We start from the raw sequence: 13,638 nt of genomic DNA, 5'->3' as shown, positions 1-13,638 counted from the left end.
CCCCCCCCCCCCCCCCCCCCCCCCCCCCCCCCCCCCGCTCCTACAGGGACCTCGCCATCTTTCAGGGTTTGGAGAGACGGGCGATGATCCGGTCCAGCGCATTGGCAAACGCCTGCTTGTCGCGCTCACCATAAGCCGCCTGCCCGCCCCCCACCTGGCCCTGCTCGCGCAGCTCGGTGAACAGGTTGCGCGCCGCCAGCCGGTCACCCATGTTGCGCTCGTCGAACTCGCGACCGCGCGGGTCCAGCGCCGCCACGCCCTTCTTCACCAGGCGATCGGCCAACGGTACGTCACTGCAGATCACCAGCTCGCCCGGTACGGCGTGCTCGACCAGGTAATCGTCGGCCGCATCCATGCCGCTGGGCACCACGATCAGCCGCACAATGGCAAACGCCGGCTTGGCCACGGCCTGCCCCGCCACCATCACCACCTCGAACTTGCGCTTGAGGGCGAACTTGACGATCAGATCCTTGGCCGCCTTGGGGCAGGCGTCGGCATCGATCCATACACGCATCGGGAAATCTCTATCTGAACTCAATGCGCCCATCATGCCTCAAGCGCGGCAAAAGCTGCAGCAGGCGCACCAGCGCTGGAAAAATGGCGCCAATATTTCAATTGCCGCTTATGCGACCCCGCCACTCAGGCTAAACTCGCCACAGCTCCGCTGGCCTGCCCGAGTGCGCAATGAACCACCCCCACGAAATTCGCCCTGACCTGGACGAAGGCATCGACCGCAAGGTCCTGGCAACACTGCGCGCGCGCTTCCTGCACCTGAACCAGGGCCGACTGCAACGGGCGATGGAAGGCCTTTCGACGCGCCAGCAAGGGGTACTTACCCTGCTGCCGCTGCTGTTCCATGTGAACCACCCGCTACTACCGGGTTATGTTTCGGGCAGCACGCCCGCAGGTGTATCGGGCTACGAGCCAGATGCCGAACGGGTGGCAGAAGCCCAACGCCTGGCCCGCTCGTTCACCTACAAGGCCCAGCATGGCAACCCGCCGCGCCCGATCCACGGCCTGTTCCTGATGGGCAGCCTGGGTTCGCTGGCCCAGGCCGAGCACAGCGACATGGACGTATGGGTGTGCCATGCGCCCGGCTTGCCCGAGCCAATGCTGGAAGAACTGCGCCGCAAGTGCCAGCTGCTGGAAGCCTGGGCCGCCAGCCTGGGCGCCGAGGCGCATTTCTTTCTCATCGACACGCAAGGCTTTGCCCGAGGTCAGCGCGACGGCCAGTTGGGCTCCGACGACTGCGGCACCACCCAGCATTACCTGCTGCTCGACGAGTTCTACCGCACCACCCTGTGGCTGGCCGGTCGCACGCCGCTATGGTGGCTGGTGCCGGTCTACGAAGAACACAATTACCACACCTACACGCAAACCTTGCTGGCCAAGCGCTTTATCCGCAGCCAGGACGCCCTCGACCTCGGCAACCTGGCGCATATTCCGCCCGGCGAGTTCGTTGGCGCAGGTCTGTGGCAACTGTTCAAGGGCATCGACTCACCCTACAAGTCACTGCTCAAACTGCTACTGACCGAGGCCTACGCCAGCGAACACCCCGCCGTTCGCTGCCTGAGCCTGGACTACAAGCAGGCGGTGTTCGCCAACCAGCTCGACCTCGACGAGCTGGACCCCTATGTGATGGTCTACCGGCGCATCGAACGTTACCTGTTGCAACGTGGCGAGACCGTGCGCCTGGAGTTGGTACGGCGCAGCCTGTACCTGAAGGTGAACAAGAAGCTCAGCGACCACGGCCGCAGCAATGGCTGGCAACGCCGGCTACTGCAGCGCCTGGCAGACGAATGGGGCTGGGACGAACGCCAACTGGCCGTGCTGGACAGCCGAAGCCAATGGAAAGTCCAACAGGTTGCCCTCGAACGCCGCGAACTGGTGGCCGAACTGAACCACAGCTACCGCTTTCTCAGCCAGTTCGCCCGCACCCAGAACGCCAGCAGCCGCGCCGACCAACGCGACCTCAACGTGCTGGGCCGGCGCCTGTATGCGGCCTTCGAGCGCCGCGCCGGCAAGGTCGAAGTGATCAACCCCGGCATCGCCCCGGACCTCGCCGAAGGCACCCTGACCCTGGCCCAGGTCCCCAACCGCAAGGAGCCGGGCAGCTACCACTGGGAGTTGTACAGCGGCAACCTGAGTACCCACGAGGTCGAGCACTTTGGCCCGATAAAACGCTGCCGCGAGCTGCTCGAGCTGCTGGCCTGGGCCCACCGCAACGGGGTGATCGACAGCAGCACGCGCCTGGCGCTGCACCCGGGTATCAGTGACCTTGGCGAGTTCGAGCTGTTCAACCTGCTGGGCTGCCTGCAGCAAAGCATCCCCCTGCCCTTGCCGACGGTCAGCGAAGTACGCCTGCTGCAGCCCAGCGTTGCCGACGAGGTGCTGCTGCTGGTCAACGTTGCCATCGACCCGCTGCGCCACCATCGCGACCTGAACATCCTGATGACTACCGAGCGCACTGACTCGCTGAGTTACGCCGGCGTGCGCGAGAACCTGGTGCTGACCCTTGACCAGGTCACCCTCAACAGCTGGAACGAGGTGCTGGTCCAGCGCTATGACGGCGAACACGCGCTGGTGCGCTGCCTGCGCGACTTCCTCAACGGCCCGGTGTTGCATGGCCACCGGCCGCGGGTGCGGGTACGCTGCTTCTGCCAGAGCCGCGCCCAGGCCATCGGCCAACGCGTGGAAGAGATCTTCGACACCGTGCAGCTGCTGCTGGACCAGGGCCTGCACCACCGCTACCTGTTACAAGTGGCCGAGCACACCCATGTGCTGGAACTGTTGCCCGAACACGTCAGCCTGACCACCCTGGCCGAACATGAGGCACTGTTGACCTACCTGGGCGAAGAACGCAGCGCCTACAGCCCGTTGTACCTGGATACCCACGCCCTGCACGACCATGACCTGCGCCTGGTGCTGGAGCAAGGCCGGCCGGCCTGCATCCAGGTGTTCTACCGCCTGCAGGGCGGCTGGGCCGAGCTGTATGTGCTGGATGAACACAACGCCTTGTGGCAGCAGCGCCTGCCGCTGCATGACGAAGCGCACCTGCTGCTGCCGCTGCAGCGCTTTTTGCGCTCGGTGGTGATGCGCCGCGATGCCCGCCTGCCGCTGGATAACCTTGGGCAGGCGTCTCTGGATATCCAGTACGCGCAGCTACTGCCTGGAGGCCCGGGCAAGGCCCGCAGCATCGAACCGCGCCTGGCGCCGCTGGAGGGCAGTGACCAGCCTTACTATGAAGTGCAGGCCATTATTCAGGCCGGTGTGGCGGGTGCCGCGCATGTGACGCTGTATTGCGACCAGCAGGAGTTCTCCGAGCTGGAGCATGGTGCGCAGCTGTATGCGGTAGTGGCTCGGCAGATTATCGCGCAGCGCCGTGGGGCCGGGCATTACCGGTGCTACATCACCGACCTGGACTTGTCCGAACTGCTGGATGACCGGCTGGGGGCGACGCAGGTTTACCTGAGCTACAAGCGGGTGCTGGAGCAGGCTTTAAATGAGGGGTTGGAGCAGGTATTGGCGGAGGGATCCTGAATTGCCGGGGGTGCTATGCACCCCTTTCGCGACACAAGGCCGCTCCTACAGGGGTACGCGATCCCCTGTAGGAGCGGCCTCGTGTCGCGATGGGCCGCAAAGCGGCCCCAAAATTTCAGAGGTCAAAATCGCCCGCGGCTTCCGGCTGGTACTCGACTTCCAGCAGCTTCAGCTTGAGGGTCTTGCCCCCCGGCGCCGGCCAGTCGATCTGCTCACCCACCGACAGCCCCAGCAAGGCGCAACCAATCGGCGCCAGGATCGAGACCTTGCCTTCCGGCCCGGCATCCTTCGGGTATACCAGGGTCAGGTGATAGTCCTTGCCACTGGCTTCCTCACGGCAGTGCACGCGCGAGTTCATGGTCACCACGCCTGCGGGCACCTCCTCATGACCGACCACCTGCTCGGCGCGGTCCAGCTCGTCCTGAAGGGCGAGCACACCCGGCGTACTCTCGTCGAGGCTGTCGATCAGACGCTCCAGACGCTGTACGTCCAATCGGGTGAGGATGAGGGAAGGCTTGGTGCTCATGATCCAGTCAGACTCCTTTGAACAGGCAATTTTCAGTGCGCAGATAAAGCAAAACCCCGCCCAAGGGCGGGGTTTGAGAAGGCTTTGGCGTCACCGACGCAGAACCCGACACTACCACAGCCGGGTAAATACTCAAGCCCCTGCGCTCAGTGTGCCTTAGCCTGCTCGCGCAAAACCTGGGCCTCGCGGCAGATCTGCCGGCGCCGCTCGTCATCGGCCGAACGCCATTCACGGATGTGCTCGACATGCCGGTGGCAACCGGTGCACACACGCTGCTCGTCGAGCCGGCAAATGCTGATGCACGGCGATGGCACAGCGGGGCTGACATTGCTGTACAGCGGCTTGGGCGGCCGGGGCTGGGCGTTGCTCATGTCAGATCTCGTCGAAGTCCAGCTTCTCGCCGGCCCGCTCCCAGACGATGCGTTCGAGCATTTCGCCCAGCAGCTCTTCGCTCTTTTCGCAGACCCACTTCTTGCTCTCTTCGTCGTAGTCGAAGTGGAAACCACCGGACTTGTCAGCCAGCCACAGCTGGCGCAGCGGCTCCTGACGGCTGAAGATCAGCTGGGCGCCGCCTTCGAACTTGACGGTGAGGACGCCAGCGGAATTCTCCATGTCCAGGTCCAGGCCGCTCTCGTCGAACAGGTCTTCCAGGGCCTGTTGGGTCGCGTCGACCAGATCATGGAAACGCGCTTCACTCAAACTCATTGCAGGAACCTCGAAATTGGCTGCGTTACAGGCAAGCCCGGCAAGATACGGGCGCTGGCCGCCGAATGCAAAGGTTTAGCCGTTGCCTGCACCGGCCCTTTCGCGGCTAAAGCCGCTCCCACAGGGGTTGTGCAAGGGCCGACACCAGTGCGGTACCTGTGGGAGCGGCTTTAGCCGCGAAAGGGCCCGCGCAGGCGATAAGGATAGCCCGCCAGGCGGACCGGCCCTTGCATAGGCAAGCCGCCGGTCGCTCGGTATACTCGGGCGCAATACTGCATTTTCTAAGGATTTCACCCATGAAGCGCCTGATTTCCTCCTTCGCGGCGCTGGTCGCTGTTGCCTGCCTCGTTTCGGCCTGCGGCCAGAAAGGCCCGCTGTATCTGCCTGAAGACGGCGATAACGGCAAAGCGCACAAGGCGCACCAGCACCAGCCAAAAGCCAAGCCGGCCCCGGTACAAGAGCAACAGCCAGAGCCGCAGGCCGAGCCTGAGCAGTCGCCAGCGCAGTAAAGGAAACCAGATGAACGCTTTCAACTACCGCGACGGTGAGCTGTTCGCGGAAGGCGTGGCCCTGTCGGCCATCGCCGAACGCCACGGCACCCCTACCTACGTGTATTCGCGCGCCCATATCGAGGCCCAGTACCGCAGCTATACCGACGCCCTGCAAGGTGCCGAGCACCTGGTGTGCTTCGCGGTCAAGGCCAACTCCAACCTTGGCGTGCTGAACGTGCTGGCGCGCCTGGGTGCCGGTTTCGACATCGTCTCCGGTGGCGAGCTGGAACGTGTGCTGGCCGCCGGGGGCCGCGCCGACCGCGTGGTGTTCTCCGGTGTGGGTAAAACCCGTGAAGACATGCGCCGCGCCCTGGAAGTGGGTGTGCACTGCTTCAACGTCGAATCCACCGACGAGCTGGAGCGCCTGCAAGTGGTGGCCGCCGAGATGGGCAAGGTTGCCCCGGTGTCGCTGCGGGTCAACCCGGACGTAGACGCCGGTACCCACCCGTACATCTCCACCGGCCTTAAAGAGAACAAGTTCGGCATCGCCATTGCCGACGCCGAAGCCATCTACGTGCGCGCCGCGCAGCTGCCGAACCTTGAAGTGGTCGGTGTCGACTGCCATATCGGCTCCCAGCTGACCACCATCGACCCGTTCCTCGACGCCCTCGACCGCCTGCTGGTGCTGGTCGACCGCCTGGCCGAGTGCGGCATCCACCTGCGCCACCTGGACCTGGGTGGCGGTGTCGGCGTGCGCTACCGTGATGAGCAGCCGCCGCTGGTGGCCGACTACATCAAGGCCATTCGCGAGCGCGTCGGCGACCGCGACCTGGCCCTGGTATTCGAACCTGGCCGCTACATCGTGGCCAACGCCGGCGTGCTGCTGACCCGCGTGGAATACCTCAAGCACACCGAACACAAGGACTTTGCCATCATCGATGCGGCGATGAACGACCTGATCCGCCCAGCCCTGTACCAGGCCTGGATGGGTGTCAGCGCAGTCAAGCCACGTGCAGGCGAAGGCCGTGCCTATGACCTGGTCGGCCCGATCTGCGAGACCGGCGACTTCCTCGGCAAGGACCGCGTGCTCAACCTGGCCGAAGGCGACCTGCTGGCCGTCGAGTCTGCGGGCGCCTATGGTTTTGTCATGAGCTCCAACTACAACACGCGTGGCCGTTGCGCTGAAATCCTGGTCGACGGCGACCAGGCATTCGAAGTACGCCGCCGCGAAACCGTCGCCGAACTGTTCGCTGGCGAAAGCCTGCTGCCGGAGTAAGCCCATGCTGCTGCGTTTTACCAAGATGCATGGGCTGGGCAACGACTTCATGGTCCTCGACCTGGTCAGCCAGCACGCGCACATCCAGCCCAAGCACGCCAAGCAATGGGGTGACCGCCACACCGGCATCGGCTTCGACCAGTTGCTGATCGTCGAGGCGCCAAACAACCCGGAAGTGGACTTCCGCTACCGCATCTTCAACGCCGACGGCTCCGAAGTGGAGCAGTGTGGCAATGGTGCGCGCTGCTTCGCCCGCTTCGTGCTGGACAAGCGCCTGACTGCGAAAAAACGCATCCGCGTGGAAACCAAGAGCGGCATCATCGTGCTGGACGTGCAGAACGACGGCCAGGTGAGTGTCGACATGGGCCCGCCGCGCTTCATCCCTGCCGAAATCCCCTTCGTCGCCGACGCGCAGGCGCTGAACTACCCACTGGACGTCGACGGCCAACTGCATTCGATTGCCGCCGTGTCCATGGGTAACCCGCATGCCGTGCTGCGTGTCGACGACGTGCGTACTGCCCCCGTGCATGAGCTGGGCCCGAAGATCGAAAACCACCCACGCTTCCCGCAGCGGGTGAATGCCGGCTTCCTTCAGGTCATCGACCGCCACCGCGCCAACCTGCGCGTGTGGGAGCGCGGCGCGGGTGAAACCCAGGCCTGCGGCACCGGCGCCTGCGCCGCCGCCGTGGCGGCGATCAGCCAAGGCTGGATGGACTCCCCGGTGTCCCTCGACCTGCCAGGTGGCCGCCTGCACATCGAATGGGCCGGCCCCGGCAAGCCCGTGGTGATGACCGGCCCGGCCGTACGCGTCTACGAAGGACAGGTTCGTCTCTAAGCGAGTAACCGCCATGACCGATCAGCCCAAGGTTGTACCCCAGCAGTCCGCCGAGCTCGATGCCGAGGCGGTGGTCGCCTACCTGCGCGACCACCCCACCTTCTTCGCCGAGCACGACGAGTTGCTGATCGAACAGCGCATTCCGCACCAGCGTGGCGACAGCGTTTCGCTGGTAGAGCGCCAGCTCAAGCTGCTGCGCGACCGCAACATCGAGATGCGCCATCGCCTGTCACAGCTGATGGACGTGGCCCGCGACAACGACCGGCTGTTCGACAAAACCCGCCGGCTGATCCTCGACCTGCTTGATGCCGGCAGCCTGGAAGAAGTGGTGATGGCGGTCGAAGACAGCCTGCGCCAGGAGTTCCAGGTGCCCTTCGTCAGCCTGATCCTGTTCGGCGACAACGTCGCACCGGTCGGGCGCTGGGTCAGCAATGCCGAGGCGCAACAAGCCATCGGTGCCCTGCTGGGCGGCGGCAAGACGGTCAGCGGTAACCTGCGCGAGCACGAGCTGGCATTCCTGTTCGGTGAAGAGCAGCGCCGCGAAGTGGGTTCCAGCGCGGTTGCCGCGCTTGAGTACCAAGGGCTGCACGGCGTGCTGGCAATCGGCAGTCGCGACCCGCAGCACTACAAAAGCAGCGTCGGCACCCTGTTCCTCGGCTACATCGCCGAAGTACTCGGCCGCGTTGTGCCGCGCGTTACCCAGACCCTGCGTTCGGTACGCTGATGGAACGCCAGCTGGAGGCTTATTGCGCACACCTGCGCAATGAGCGCCAGGTGTCGGAGCACACCTTGCTGGGCTACCGTCGCGACCTGGCCAAGGTCATCGCCTACTGCAACGAACACGGCATCGCCGACTGGCAGGCGCTGCAGATCCAGCAACTGCGCCAGTTGGTCGCCCGCCTGCATCACCATGGCCAGTCCTCGCGCAGCCTGGCGCGGTTGCTGTCGGCTGTACGCGGCCTGTACCGCTACCTCAACCGCGAAGGCCTGTGCCAGCACGACCCGGCCACCGGCTTGAGCGCCCCGAAGGGTGAACGCCGGCTACCCAAGGTGCTGGATACCGACCGTGCCCTGCAGCTGCTCGATGGCGGCGTCGATGATGATTTCATCGCCCGCCGCGACCAGGCCATGCTCGAACTGTTCTATTCGTCTGGCTTGCGCCTGTCCGAACTGACCAACCTCGACCTCGACCACCTCGACCTCACCGCCGGCCTGGTGCAGGTGCTGGGCAAGGGTGGCAAGGCCCGCGTGTTGCCGGTCGGCCGCAAGGCCCGCGAAGCGCTGCAGGAGTGGTACCGCCTGCGCGGCATCGGCAACCCGCGCGACCGCGCCGTGTTCATCACCCGCCAGGGCAACCGCATCAGCCCGCGGGCCGTGCAGCAACGGGTGAAAGCGGTCGGCGAGCGCGAGTTGGGCCAGCACCTGCACCCACACATGCTTCGCCATTCCTTCGCCAGCCATGTGCTGGAATCGTCCCAGGACCTGCGCGCGGTGCAGGAAATGCTCGGCCATGCCGACATCAGCACCACGCAAATCTACACCCACCTGGACTTCCAGCACCTGGCCGCGGTGTACGACAGCGCCCACCCCCGGGCCAAACGCAGCAAAGGCACAGACTCATGAGCATCAAGCTGATCACCTTCGACCTCGACGACACCCTGTGGGACACCGCGCCGGTCATCGCCAGCGCAGAAGTCGTGCTGCGCGACTGGCTCGAAGCCAACGCCCCGATCCTTGGTGGCGTGCCGGTGGAGCACCTGTTCGCCATCCGCGAGCGCCTGGTGCAGGCCGAGCCTGGCCTGAAGCACCGCATCAGCGCCCTGCGCCGGCGTGTGCTGTTCCATGCCCTGGAAGAAGTCGGCTACAGCGAGAAACACGCGCAGGACCTGGCCAACGAAGGTTTCGAGGTGTTCCTGCATGCCCGCCACCAGGTGGAGATCTTCCCCGAGGTGCAGCCGGTGCTGGAGATTCTGCGCCACCACTACATCCTGGGCGTGGTCACCAACGGCAATGCCGACGTAAGCCGGCTGGGGCTGGCGGATTACTTCCGCTTTGCCCTGTGTGCCGAAGACCTGGGCATTGGCAAGCCGGACCCGGCGCCGTTCCTGGAGGCCTTACGCCGTGGTGAGGTAGACGCTGGTGCGGCGGTGCACATTGGTGATCACCCGGGTGACGACATTGCCGGTGCCCAGCGCGCCGGGCTGCGCGCGGTGTGGTTCAACCCGCAGGGCAAGGCCTGGGCGGGCGAGCAGGCGCCGGATGCCGAGATCTCGCGCCTTTCGCAGTTGCCAGACGTGCTTGCGCGCTGGCGCTGACAGGGGCCGCTTTGCGGCCCATTCGCGGGTGAACCCGCTCCCACAGGGATACCACAGGTATTGAAATCTGTGGGTTTTCTGTGGGAGCGGGTTCACCCGCGAATGGGCCGGCGAATCCACAGGCACAAAAAAGCCCGCAGCGACGGCGGGCTTTTTTGCGATCAGCCACTCAGATAGGGCGGCTGCCGTACTTGTTGTCCGGCTTCTTGGGCGGGTCGGCGACCACGTTGGCCTCGACTTCCTGCACCTTGCCACCGCGCGAAAGGAATTCTTCCATCGCCTTGGCCAGTGCATCACGCTCTTTCTGCTTGGCTTCCATGCTCGGCATCTCGTCTACCGAGACTGCCGCCTTGGATTTGCCCTTGGCCGCGGGTGCCGGGCTGCTGTCGTCGTCGCCAGCGTCTTCGGCGCCATCGTCAGCCGCCGCTTCGAGGCCTTCATCACCCTCGTCTTCGTCGCCTACTTCGAGGTCATCATTTTCCAGATCGTCGTCGCTCATGTTCTACCTCATGACTTGCGAAAAGCAGGTTAGTTATAGACCAGTGCAGCCGTAGACCGGCAGCCACCAGTGAAAATTCAACTGGCCGTGGGTTAGGCCACTGCCCTTGGGTCGGCGCTCCTGATGGGAGGCGGCACCCAGCAGGCCCTGCTCCTGGCAGGACCTGACAAATCCATTAGCCCCTGCTGGCCACACGCTATTGGCAAGCCTAGCAAAGGCTGGTGAAGTGTGGGGACTACTCGTCAAACACCCTTCGGCGCGCATTCTAGCGCGCCCGCAGAAAAAGCAAAGCTCCATAAATGCCCCACGACTTGTAAGTTTTCTACCTACGTCGCGAACGTGCCGGATAAACCGTTTGCCAAGCGGGAAATGTTAAAAATCTGGCAAAAAAATGCCCGGCAAGCCGGGCAAGTTTTTACCGCGTCGCAGTTACAGGTTGTAGCCGCGTTCGTTGTGTTGAGCCAGGTCGAGGCCGACCGACTCTTCTTCTTCGTTGACCCGCAGGCCCATCACCACATCCAGCACCTTGAGGATCACGTAGGTGACGATGGCGGTGTAGACCACGGTGAAGATCACGCCCTTGGCCTGGATCCAGACCTGCATGCCGATGTCGGTGACGGCGCCGAAGCCGCCCAGCGCCGGGGCTGCGAACACACCGGTGAGAATGGCGCCGACGATACCGCCGATACCGTGCACACCGAAGGCGTCCAGCGAGTCGTCATAGCCCAGTTTGCGCTTGAGGCTGGTGGCGCAGAAGTAGCAGATCACGCCCGAGGACAGGCCGATCACCAGTGCGCCCATCGGGCCTACGGTGCCGGCAGCCGGGGTAATGGCGACCAGGCCGGCCACCACACCCGAGGCGATGCCCAGGGCGCTGGGTTTGCCGTGGCCGATCCACTCGGCGAACATCCAGCCCAGCGCCGCGGCAGCGGTGGCGATCTGGGTGACCAGCATGGCCATGCCAGCGGTACCGTTGGCCGCTGCGGCAGAGCCTGCGTTGAAACCGAACCAGCCGATCCACAGCATGGCTGCGCCCATCAGCGTGTAGCCAAGGTTGTGCGGGGCCATCGGGGTGGTCGGGTAGCCCTTGCGCTTGCCCAGCACCAGGCAGCAGACCAGGCCGGCGATACCGGCGTTGATGTGCACCACGGTGCCGCCAGCGAAGTCCAGCACACCCCAGTCCCACATCAGGGCACCGTCACCGCTCCACACCATATGCGCGATCGGCGCATACACCAGGGTGAACCAGATGCCCATGAACACCAGCATCGCGGAGAACTTCATGCGCTCGGCGAAGGCACCGACGATCAGTGCCGGGGTGATGATGGCGAAAGTCATCTGGAAGGTGATGAATACCGCTTCAGGGAACAGCGCGGTGGCCGAGGTCAGGTTCTCGGGGGTGACGCCGCTGAGGAAGGCCTTGGAGAAGCCGCCCACGAAGGAGTTGAAGTTGAGCACGCCCTTTTCCATACCGGTGGTATCGAAGGCCATGCTGTAGCCGTAGACGACCCAGAGAATGCTCATCAGGCCGGTGATTGCAAAGCACTGCATCATCACCGACAGCACGTTCTTGGAACGCACCATACCGCCATAGAACAGGGCCAGGCCCGGAATAGTCATGAACAGCACCAGCGCAGTTGCGGTCAGCATCCAGGCGGTGTCGCCGGAGTTCAGCGCTGGGGCAGCTGCTTCCTCTGCCAGGGCGAGCCCGGGCATTACGAGGGACAATAGGGCTCCTAGCCCTGCGATCTTACGCAGAGTCATGTTGTTTTCTCCTGGGGCGTTGGGTTTGGTGAGGCTTTGTTGCTGCTTAGATCGCGTCGGTATCGGTTTCGCCGGTACGGATGCGGATCGCCTGCTCCAGATTCACCACGAAAATCTTGCCGTCACCGATCTTGCCGGTGTTGGCTGCCTTGGTGATGGCTTCGATTACCCGATCAAGGTCCTTGTCGTCGATGGCGACATCGATCTTCACCTTGGGCAGGAAATCGACCACATATTCAGCACCGCGATACAACTCGGTGTGGCCCTTCTGGCGACCGAAACCTTTGACTTCGGTAACGGTGATGCCCTGCACGCCGATTTCCGACAGCGACTCGCGCACGTCGTCCAGCTTGAACGGCTTGATGATGGCTGTGACTAGCTTCATGAAACTCTCTCCCGATTTGGTGGACTTGCCCCAGGAAAACAAACCCGTCTCAAGTCTAAGCGCAGCGGTTGGCTTTGTAACGCGTCGTCGGCATCCGGCTCCGCGTGCGCACTGCCTGGTCACAAGGAACTGCATCAGTGCATGGCTCGTACAGGTCTTTGCAGAAACCTTGCCAGTTCCAGCAAAGCACCGGAAAACAGCGGGTTATGTGATTTAGTCGGAATTGGCCAGTCGCCAGCACGGGAAACCTGCACAGTTTCGGTGCGTAGCGGCAGGGCGCATTGCGCGAAAAATGTGCAATGAACAGAAATATGCACGCCGCTTTTTTGTAGGAGCGGCCTTGTGTCGCGAAAGGGCTGCACAGCAGCCCGGCGGTTACAGCGTCAGAGCACAAATGATGGGGGCGCTTCGCACCCCGATCGCGACGCAAGGCCGCTCCTACACGAGCCGGCGCTCGGATTGGATCGGCTGGTGTGCGTGCTACACTGCCGGCCATTCTCAAGTTTCAGTGGACAGCCCCATGCTCGCGCCCAAAGCCCTTCTCGATGCCCTGAGCGACCAGGCCTCGCGCCTGTTCAGCAGCGATACCGCCCAGCCCCGTGCAGAACTGGAAAGCCAGTTCAAGGTGCTGATGCAAGGTGCCTTCAGCAAGCTGGACCTGGTCAGCCGCGACGAATTCGACAGCCAGATGGTCGTGCTGGCGCGCACCCGTGCACGCCTTGAGGCGCTGGAAAAACAAGTGGCCGAGCTGGAAGCACGGCTGGCGCCCACTACGCCGGAATAACAATCGACACACGGAGCGTTTCCCCATGAAAGTCAGCGCACGCAATGTATTCGAAGGCAAGGTCACGAACGTTCAGCCCGGTGCGGTCAATGCCGAAGTCGAACTGACCCTGGGTGGCGGTGAAAAGCTGGTGGCGGTCGTCACCATGGCCAGCCTGCACAACCTCAACATCAACGTCGGCAAAGACGCCGTGGCCGTGATCAAGGCACCGTGGGTGGTGCTGCTGACCGACGCTGCCGGCTACAAGCTGTCGGCCCGCAACGCACTGGAAGGCGAAGTGGTACGGGTCGGTGATGGCGCGGTAAACGCCGAGGTGGTGCTGAAGCTGGCAGGCGGTACCGAGGTGTATGCGATTGTTACCCGCGAAGCGGTGCAGGAGCTGGGCCTGGCCCCAGGCGTGAAAGCCACGGCACTGATCAAGGCCTCGCATATCATCCTCGGCGCCAAACCCTGAGCGGCTAACACAATCCCCTTGTAGGAGCGGGGGGGGGGGGGGGGGGGGGGGGGGGGGGGGGGGG

16 protein-coding genes are annotated in these 13,638 nt (G+C 63.9%); 9 read left to right on the top strand and 7 right to left on the bottom strand.

Translation table 11 applies throughout. The features are described 5' to 3' along the window. Positions 1–61: 61 nt before the first annotated feature. Positions 62–514: a YaiI/YqxD family protein gene (locus tag IAE39_RS26760; protein WP_201207503.1), complete on the bottom strand. Its 453-nt coding sequence runs from the start codon at positions 512–514 to the stop codon at positions 62–64. Positions 515–684: 170 nt separating this feature from the next. On the opposite strand from IAE39_RS26760, the gene IAE39_RS26755 reads away from it, so the two are divergent. Next, positions 685–3,540 carry a class I adenylate cyclase gene (locus tag IAE39_RS26755; protein ID WP_201207502.1) on the top strand — a complete coding sequence of 952 codons (2,856 nt, stop codon included), beginning with the start codon at positions 685–687 and terminating at the stop codon, positions 3,538–3,540. Between the two features lie 115 nt (positions 3,541–3,655). Here IAE39_RS26755 and rnk read toward each other — a convergent pair whose 3' ends face one another. From rnk to cyaY, 3 genes are all read right to left on the bottom strand, one after another. Beyond that, on the bottom strand, positions 3,656–4,066 hold the full coding sequence (rnk, locus tag IAE39_RS26750) for a nucleoside diphosphate kinase regulator (RefSeq protein ID WP_016712630.1): 411 nt from the start codon (positions 4,064–4,066) through the stop codon (positions 3,656–3,658). A 146-nt stretch (positions 4,067–4,212) separates the two neighbouring features. Beyond that, entirely contained in the window at positions 4,213–4,437 is a 225-nt protein-coding gene (locus tag IAE39_RS26745) for a DUF1289 domain-containing protein (RefSeq protein WP_201207501.1), read from the bottom strand. A 1-nt stretch (position 4,438) separates the two neighbouring features. Then, the gene (gene cyaY / locus IAE39_RS26740; RefSeq protein WP_201207500.1) at positions 4,439–4,771 is read right to left on the bottom strand and encodes an iron donor protein CyaY; all 333 of its coding nucleotides are present in this window, start codon (positions 4,769–4,771) and stop codon (positions 4,439–4,441) included. A 296-nt stretch (positions 4,772–5,067) separates the two neighbouring features. On the opposite strand from cyaY, the gene lptM reads away from it, so the two are divergent. The 6 genes from lptM to IAE39_RS26710 are packed head-to-tail and all read left to right on the top strand — an operon-like array spanning position 5,068 to position 9,688. After that, entirely contained in the window at positions 5,068–5,280 is a 213-nt protein-coding gene (gene lptM, locus IAE39_RS26735; RefSeq protein ID WP_201207499.1) for an LPS translocon maturation chaperone LptM, read from the top strand. A gap of 10 nt (positions 5,281–5,290) precedes the next feature. Then, on the top strand, positions 5,291–6,538 hold the full coding sequence (gene lysA / locus IAE39_RS26730) for a diaminopimelate decarboxylase (RefSeq protein WP_201207498.1): 1,248 nt from the start codon (positions 5,291–5,293) through the stop codon (positions 6,536–6,538). 4 nt (positions 6,539–6,542) lie between these two features. After that, positions 6,543–7,373: a diaminopimelate epimerase gene (dapF, locus tag IAE39_RS26725; RefSeq protein WP_201207497.1), complete on the top strand. Its 831-nt coding sequence runs from the start codon at positions 6,543–6,545 to the stop codon at positions 7,371–7,373. 13 nt (positions 7,374–7,386) lie between these two features. After that, positions 7,387–8,097, top strand: a complete 711-nt coding sequence (locus IAE39_RS26720; protein ID WP_201207496.1) for a DUF484 family protein — start codon at positions 7,387–7,389, stop codon at positions 8,095–8,097. Continuing rightward, positions 8,097–8,996 carry a tyrosine recombinase XerC gene (gene xerC / locus IAE39_RS26715; protein ID WP_201207495.1) on the top strand — a complete coding sequence of 300 codons (900 nt, stop codon included), beginning with the start codon at positions 8,097–8,099 and terminating at the stop codon, positions 8,994–8,996. Before IAE39_RS26720 ends, xerC begins: the two co-directional genes overlap by 1 nt. After that, positions 8,993–9,688 (top strand): HAD family hydrolase, encoded by a 696-nt coding sequence (locus IAE39_RS26710; RefSeq protein ID WP_201207494.1) that lies wholly within the window; start codon positions 8,993–8,995, stop codon positions 9,686–9,688. The genes xerC and IAE39_RS26710 overlap by 4 nt, the downstream gene beginning before the upstream one ends. 169 nt (positions 9,689–9,857) lie before the next feature. Here the strand turns inward: IAE39_RS26710 and sutA are convergent, their stop codons facing one another. The 3 genes from sutA to glnK all read right to left on the bottom strand — a co-directional run bounded on the left by sutA (position 9,858) and on the right by glnK (position 12,336). Beyond that, a complete protein-coding gene (gene sutA / locus IAE39_RS26705) occupies positions 9,858–10,187 on the bottom strand; it encodes a transcriptional regulator SutA (RefSeq protein ID WP_201207493.1) in 330 nt (109 codons plus the stop codon). Positions 10,188–10,616: 429 nt separating this feature from the next. Beyond that, positions 10,617–11,951 carry an ammonium transporter gene (locus IAE39_RS26700; protein WP_201207492.1) on the bottom strand — a complete coding sequence of 445 codons (1,335 nt, stop codon included), beginning with the start codon at positions 11,949–11,951 and terminating at the stop codon, positions 10,617–10,619. 46 nt (positions 11,952–11,997) lie between these two features. Beyond that, on the bottom strand, positions 11,998–12,336 hold the full coding sequence (gene glnK / locus IAE39_RS26695) for a P-II family nitrogen regulator (RefSeq protein ID WP_002555808.1): 339 nt from the start codon (positions 12,334–12,336) through the stop codon (positions 11,998–12,000). A gap of 520 nt (positions 12,337–12,856) precedes the next feature. On the opposite strand from glnK, the gene IAE39_RS26690 reads away from it, so the two are divergent. Both IAE39_RS26690 and IAE39_RS26685 read left to right on the top strand, forming a co-directional pair. Next, positions 12,857–13,120: an accessory factor UbiK family protein gene (locus tag IAE39_RS26690; protein WP_201207491.1), complete on the top strand. Its 264-nt coding sequence runs from the start codon at positions 12,857–12,859 to the stop codon at positions 13,118–13,120. Positions 13,121–13,145: 25 nt separating this feature from the next. Continuing rightward, on the top strand, positions 13,146–13,574 hold the full coding sequence (locus IAE39_RS26685; RefSeq protein ID WP_201207490.1) for a TOBE domain-containing protein: 429 nt from the start codon (positions 13,146–13,148) through the stop codon (positions 13,572–13,574). Positions 13,575–13,638: the final 64 nt, after the last annotated feature.

Origin of the sequence: Pseudomonas sp. S37 (genome assembly GCF_016658545.1) — a bacterium.
GTDB lineage: Bacteria > Pseudomonadota > Gammaproteobacteria > Pseudomonadales > Pseudomonadaceae > Aquipseudomonas.
Note: the sequence above shows the minus strand (reverse complement) of the source record. Positions and strands in the feature narration are given on the sequence as shown.

Coding starts and splice junctions, on each gene's coding strand:
- IAE39_RS26760 (WP_201207503.1), bottom strand. CDS start 514: ATGCGTGTATGGATCGATGCCGACGCCTGCCCCAAGGCGGCCAAGGAT.
- IAE39_RS26755 (WP_201207502.1), top strand. CDS start 685: ATGAACCACCCCCACGAAATTCGCCCTGACCTGGACGAAGGCATCGAC.
- rnk (WP_016712630.1), bottom strand. CDS start 4,066: ATGAGCACCAAGCCTTCCCTCATCCTCACCCGATTGGACGTACAGCGT.
- IAE39_RS26745 (WP_201207501.1), bottom strand. CDS start 4,437: ATGAGCAACGCCCAGCCCCGGCCGCCCAAGCCGCTGTACAGCAATGTC.
- cyaY (WP_201207500.1), bottom strand. CDS start 4,771: ATGAGTTTGAGTGAAGCGCGTTTCCATGATCTGGTCGACGCGACCCAA.
- lptM (WP_201207499.1), top strand. CDS start 5,068: ATGAAGCGCCTGATTTCCTCCTTCGCGGCGCTGGTCGCTGTTGCCTGC.
- lysA (WP_201207498.1), top strand. CDS start 5,291: ATGAACGCTTTCAACTACCGCGACGGTGAGCTGTTCGCGGAAGGCGTG.
- dapF (WP_201207497.1), top strand. CDS start 6,543: ATGCTGCTGCGTTTTACCAAGATGCATGGGCTGGGCAACGACTTCATG.
- IAE39_RS26720 (WP_201207496.1), top strand. CDS start 7,387: ATGACCGATCAGCCCAAGGTTGTACCCCAGCAGTCCGCCGAGCTCGAT.
- xerC (WP_201207495.1), top strand. CDS start 8,097: ATGGAACGCCAGCTGGAGGCTTATTGCGCACACCTGCGCAATGAGCGC.
- IAE39_RS26710 (WP_201207494.1), top strand. CDS start 8,993: ATGAGCATCAAGCTGATCACCTTCGACCTCGACGACACCCTGTGGGAC.
- sutA (WP_201207493.1), bottom strand. CDS start 10,187: ATGAGCGACGACGATCTGGAAAATGATGACCTCGAAGTAGGCGACGAA.
- IAE39_RS26700 (WP_201207492.1), bottom strand. CDS start 11,951: ATGACTCTGCGTAAGATCGCAGGGCTAGGAGCCCTATTGTCCCTCGTA.
- glnK (WP_002555808.1), bottom strand. CDS start 12,336: ATGAAGCTAGTCACAGCCATCATCAAGCCGTTCAAGCTGGACGACGTG.
- IAE39_RS26690 (WP_201207491.1), top strand. CDS start 12,857: ATGCTCGCGCCCAAAGCCCTTCTCGATGCCCTGAGCGACCAGGCCTCG.
- IAE39_RS26685 (WP_201207490.1), top strand. CDS start 13,146: ATGAAAGTCAGCGCACGCAATGTATTCGAAGGCAAGGTCACGAACGTT.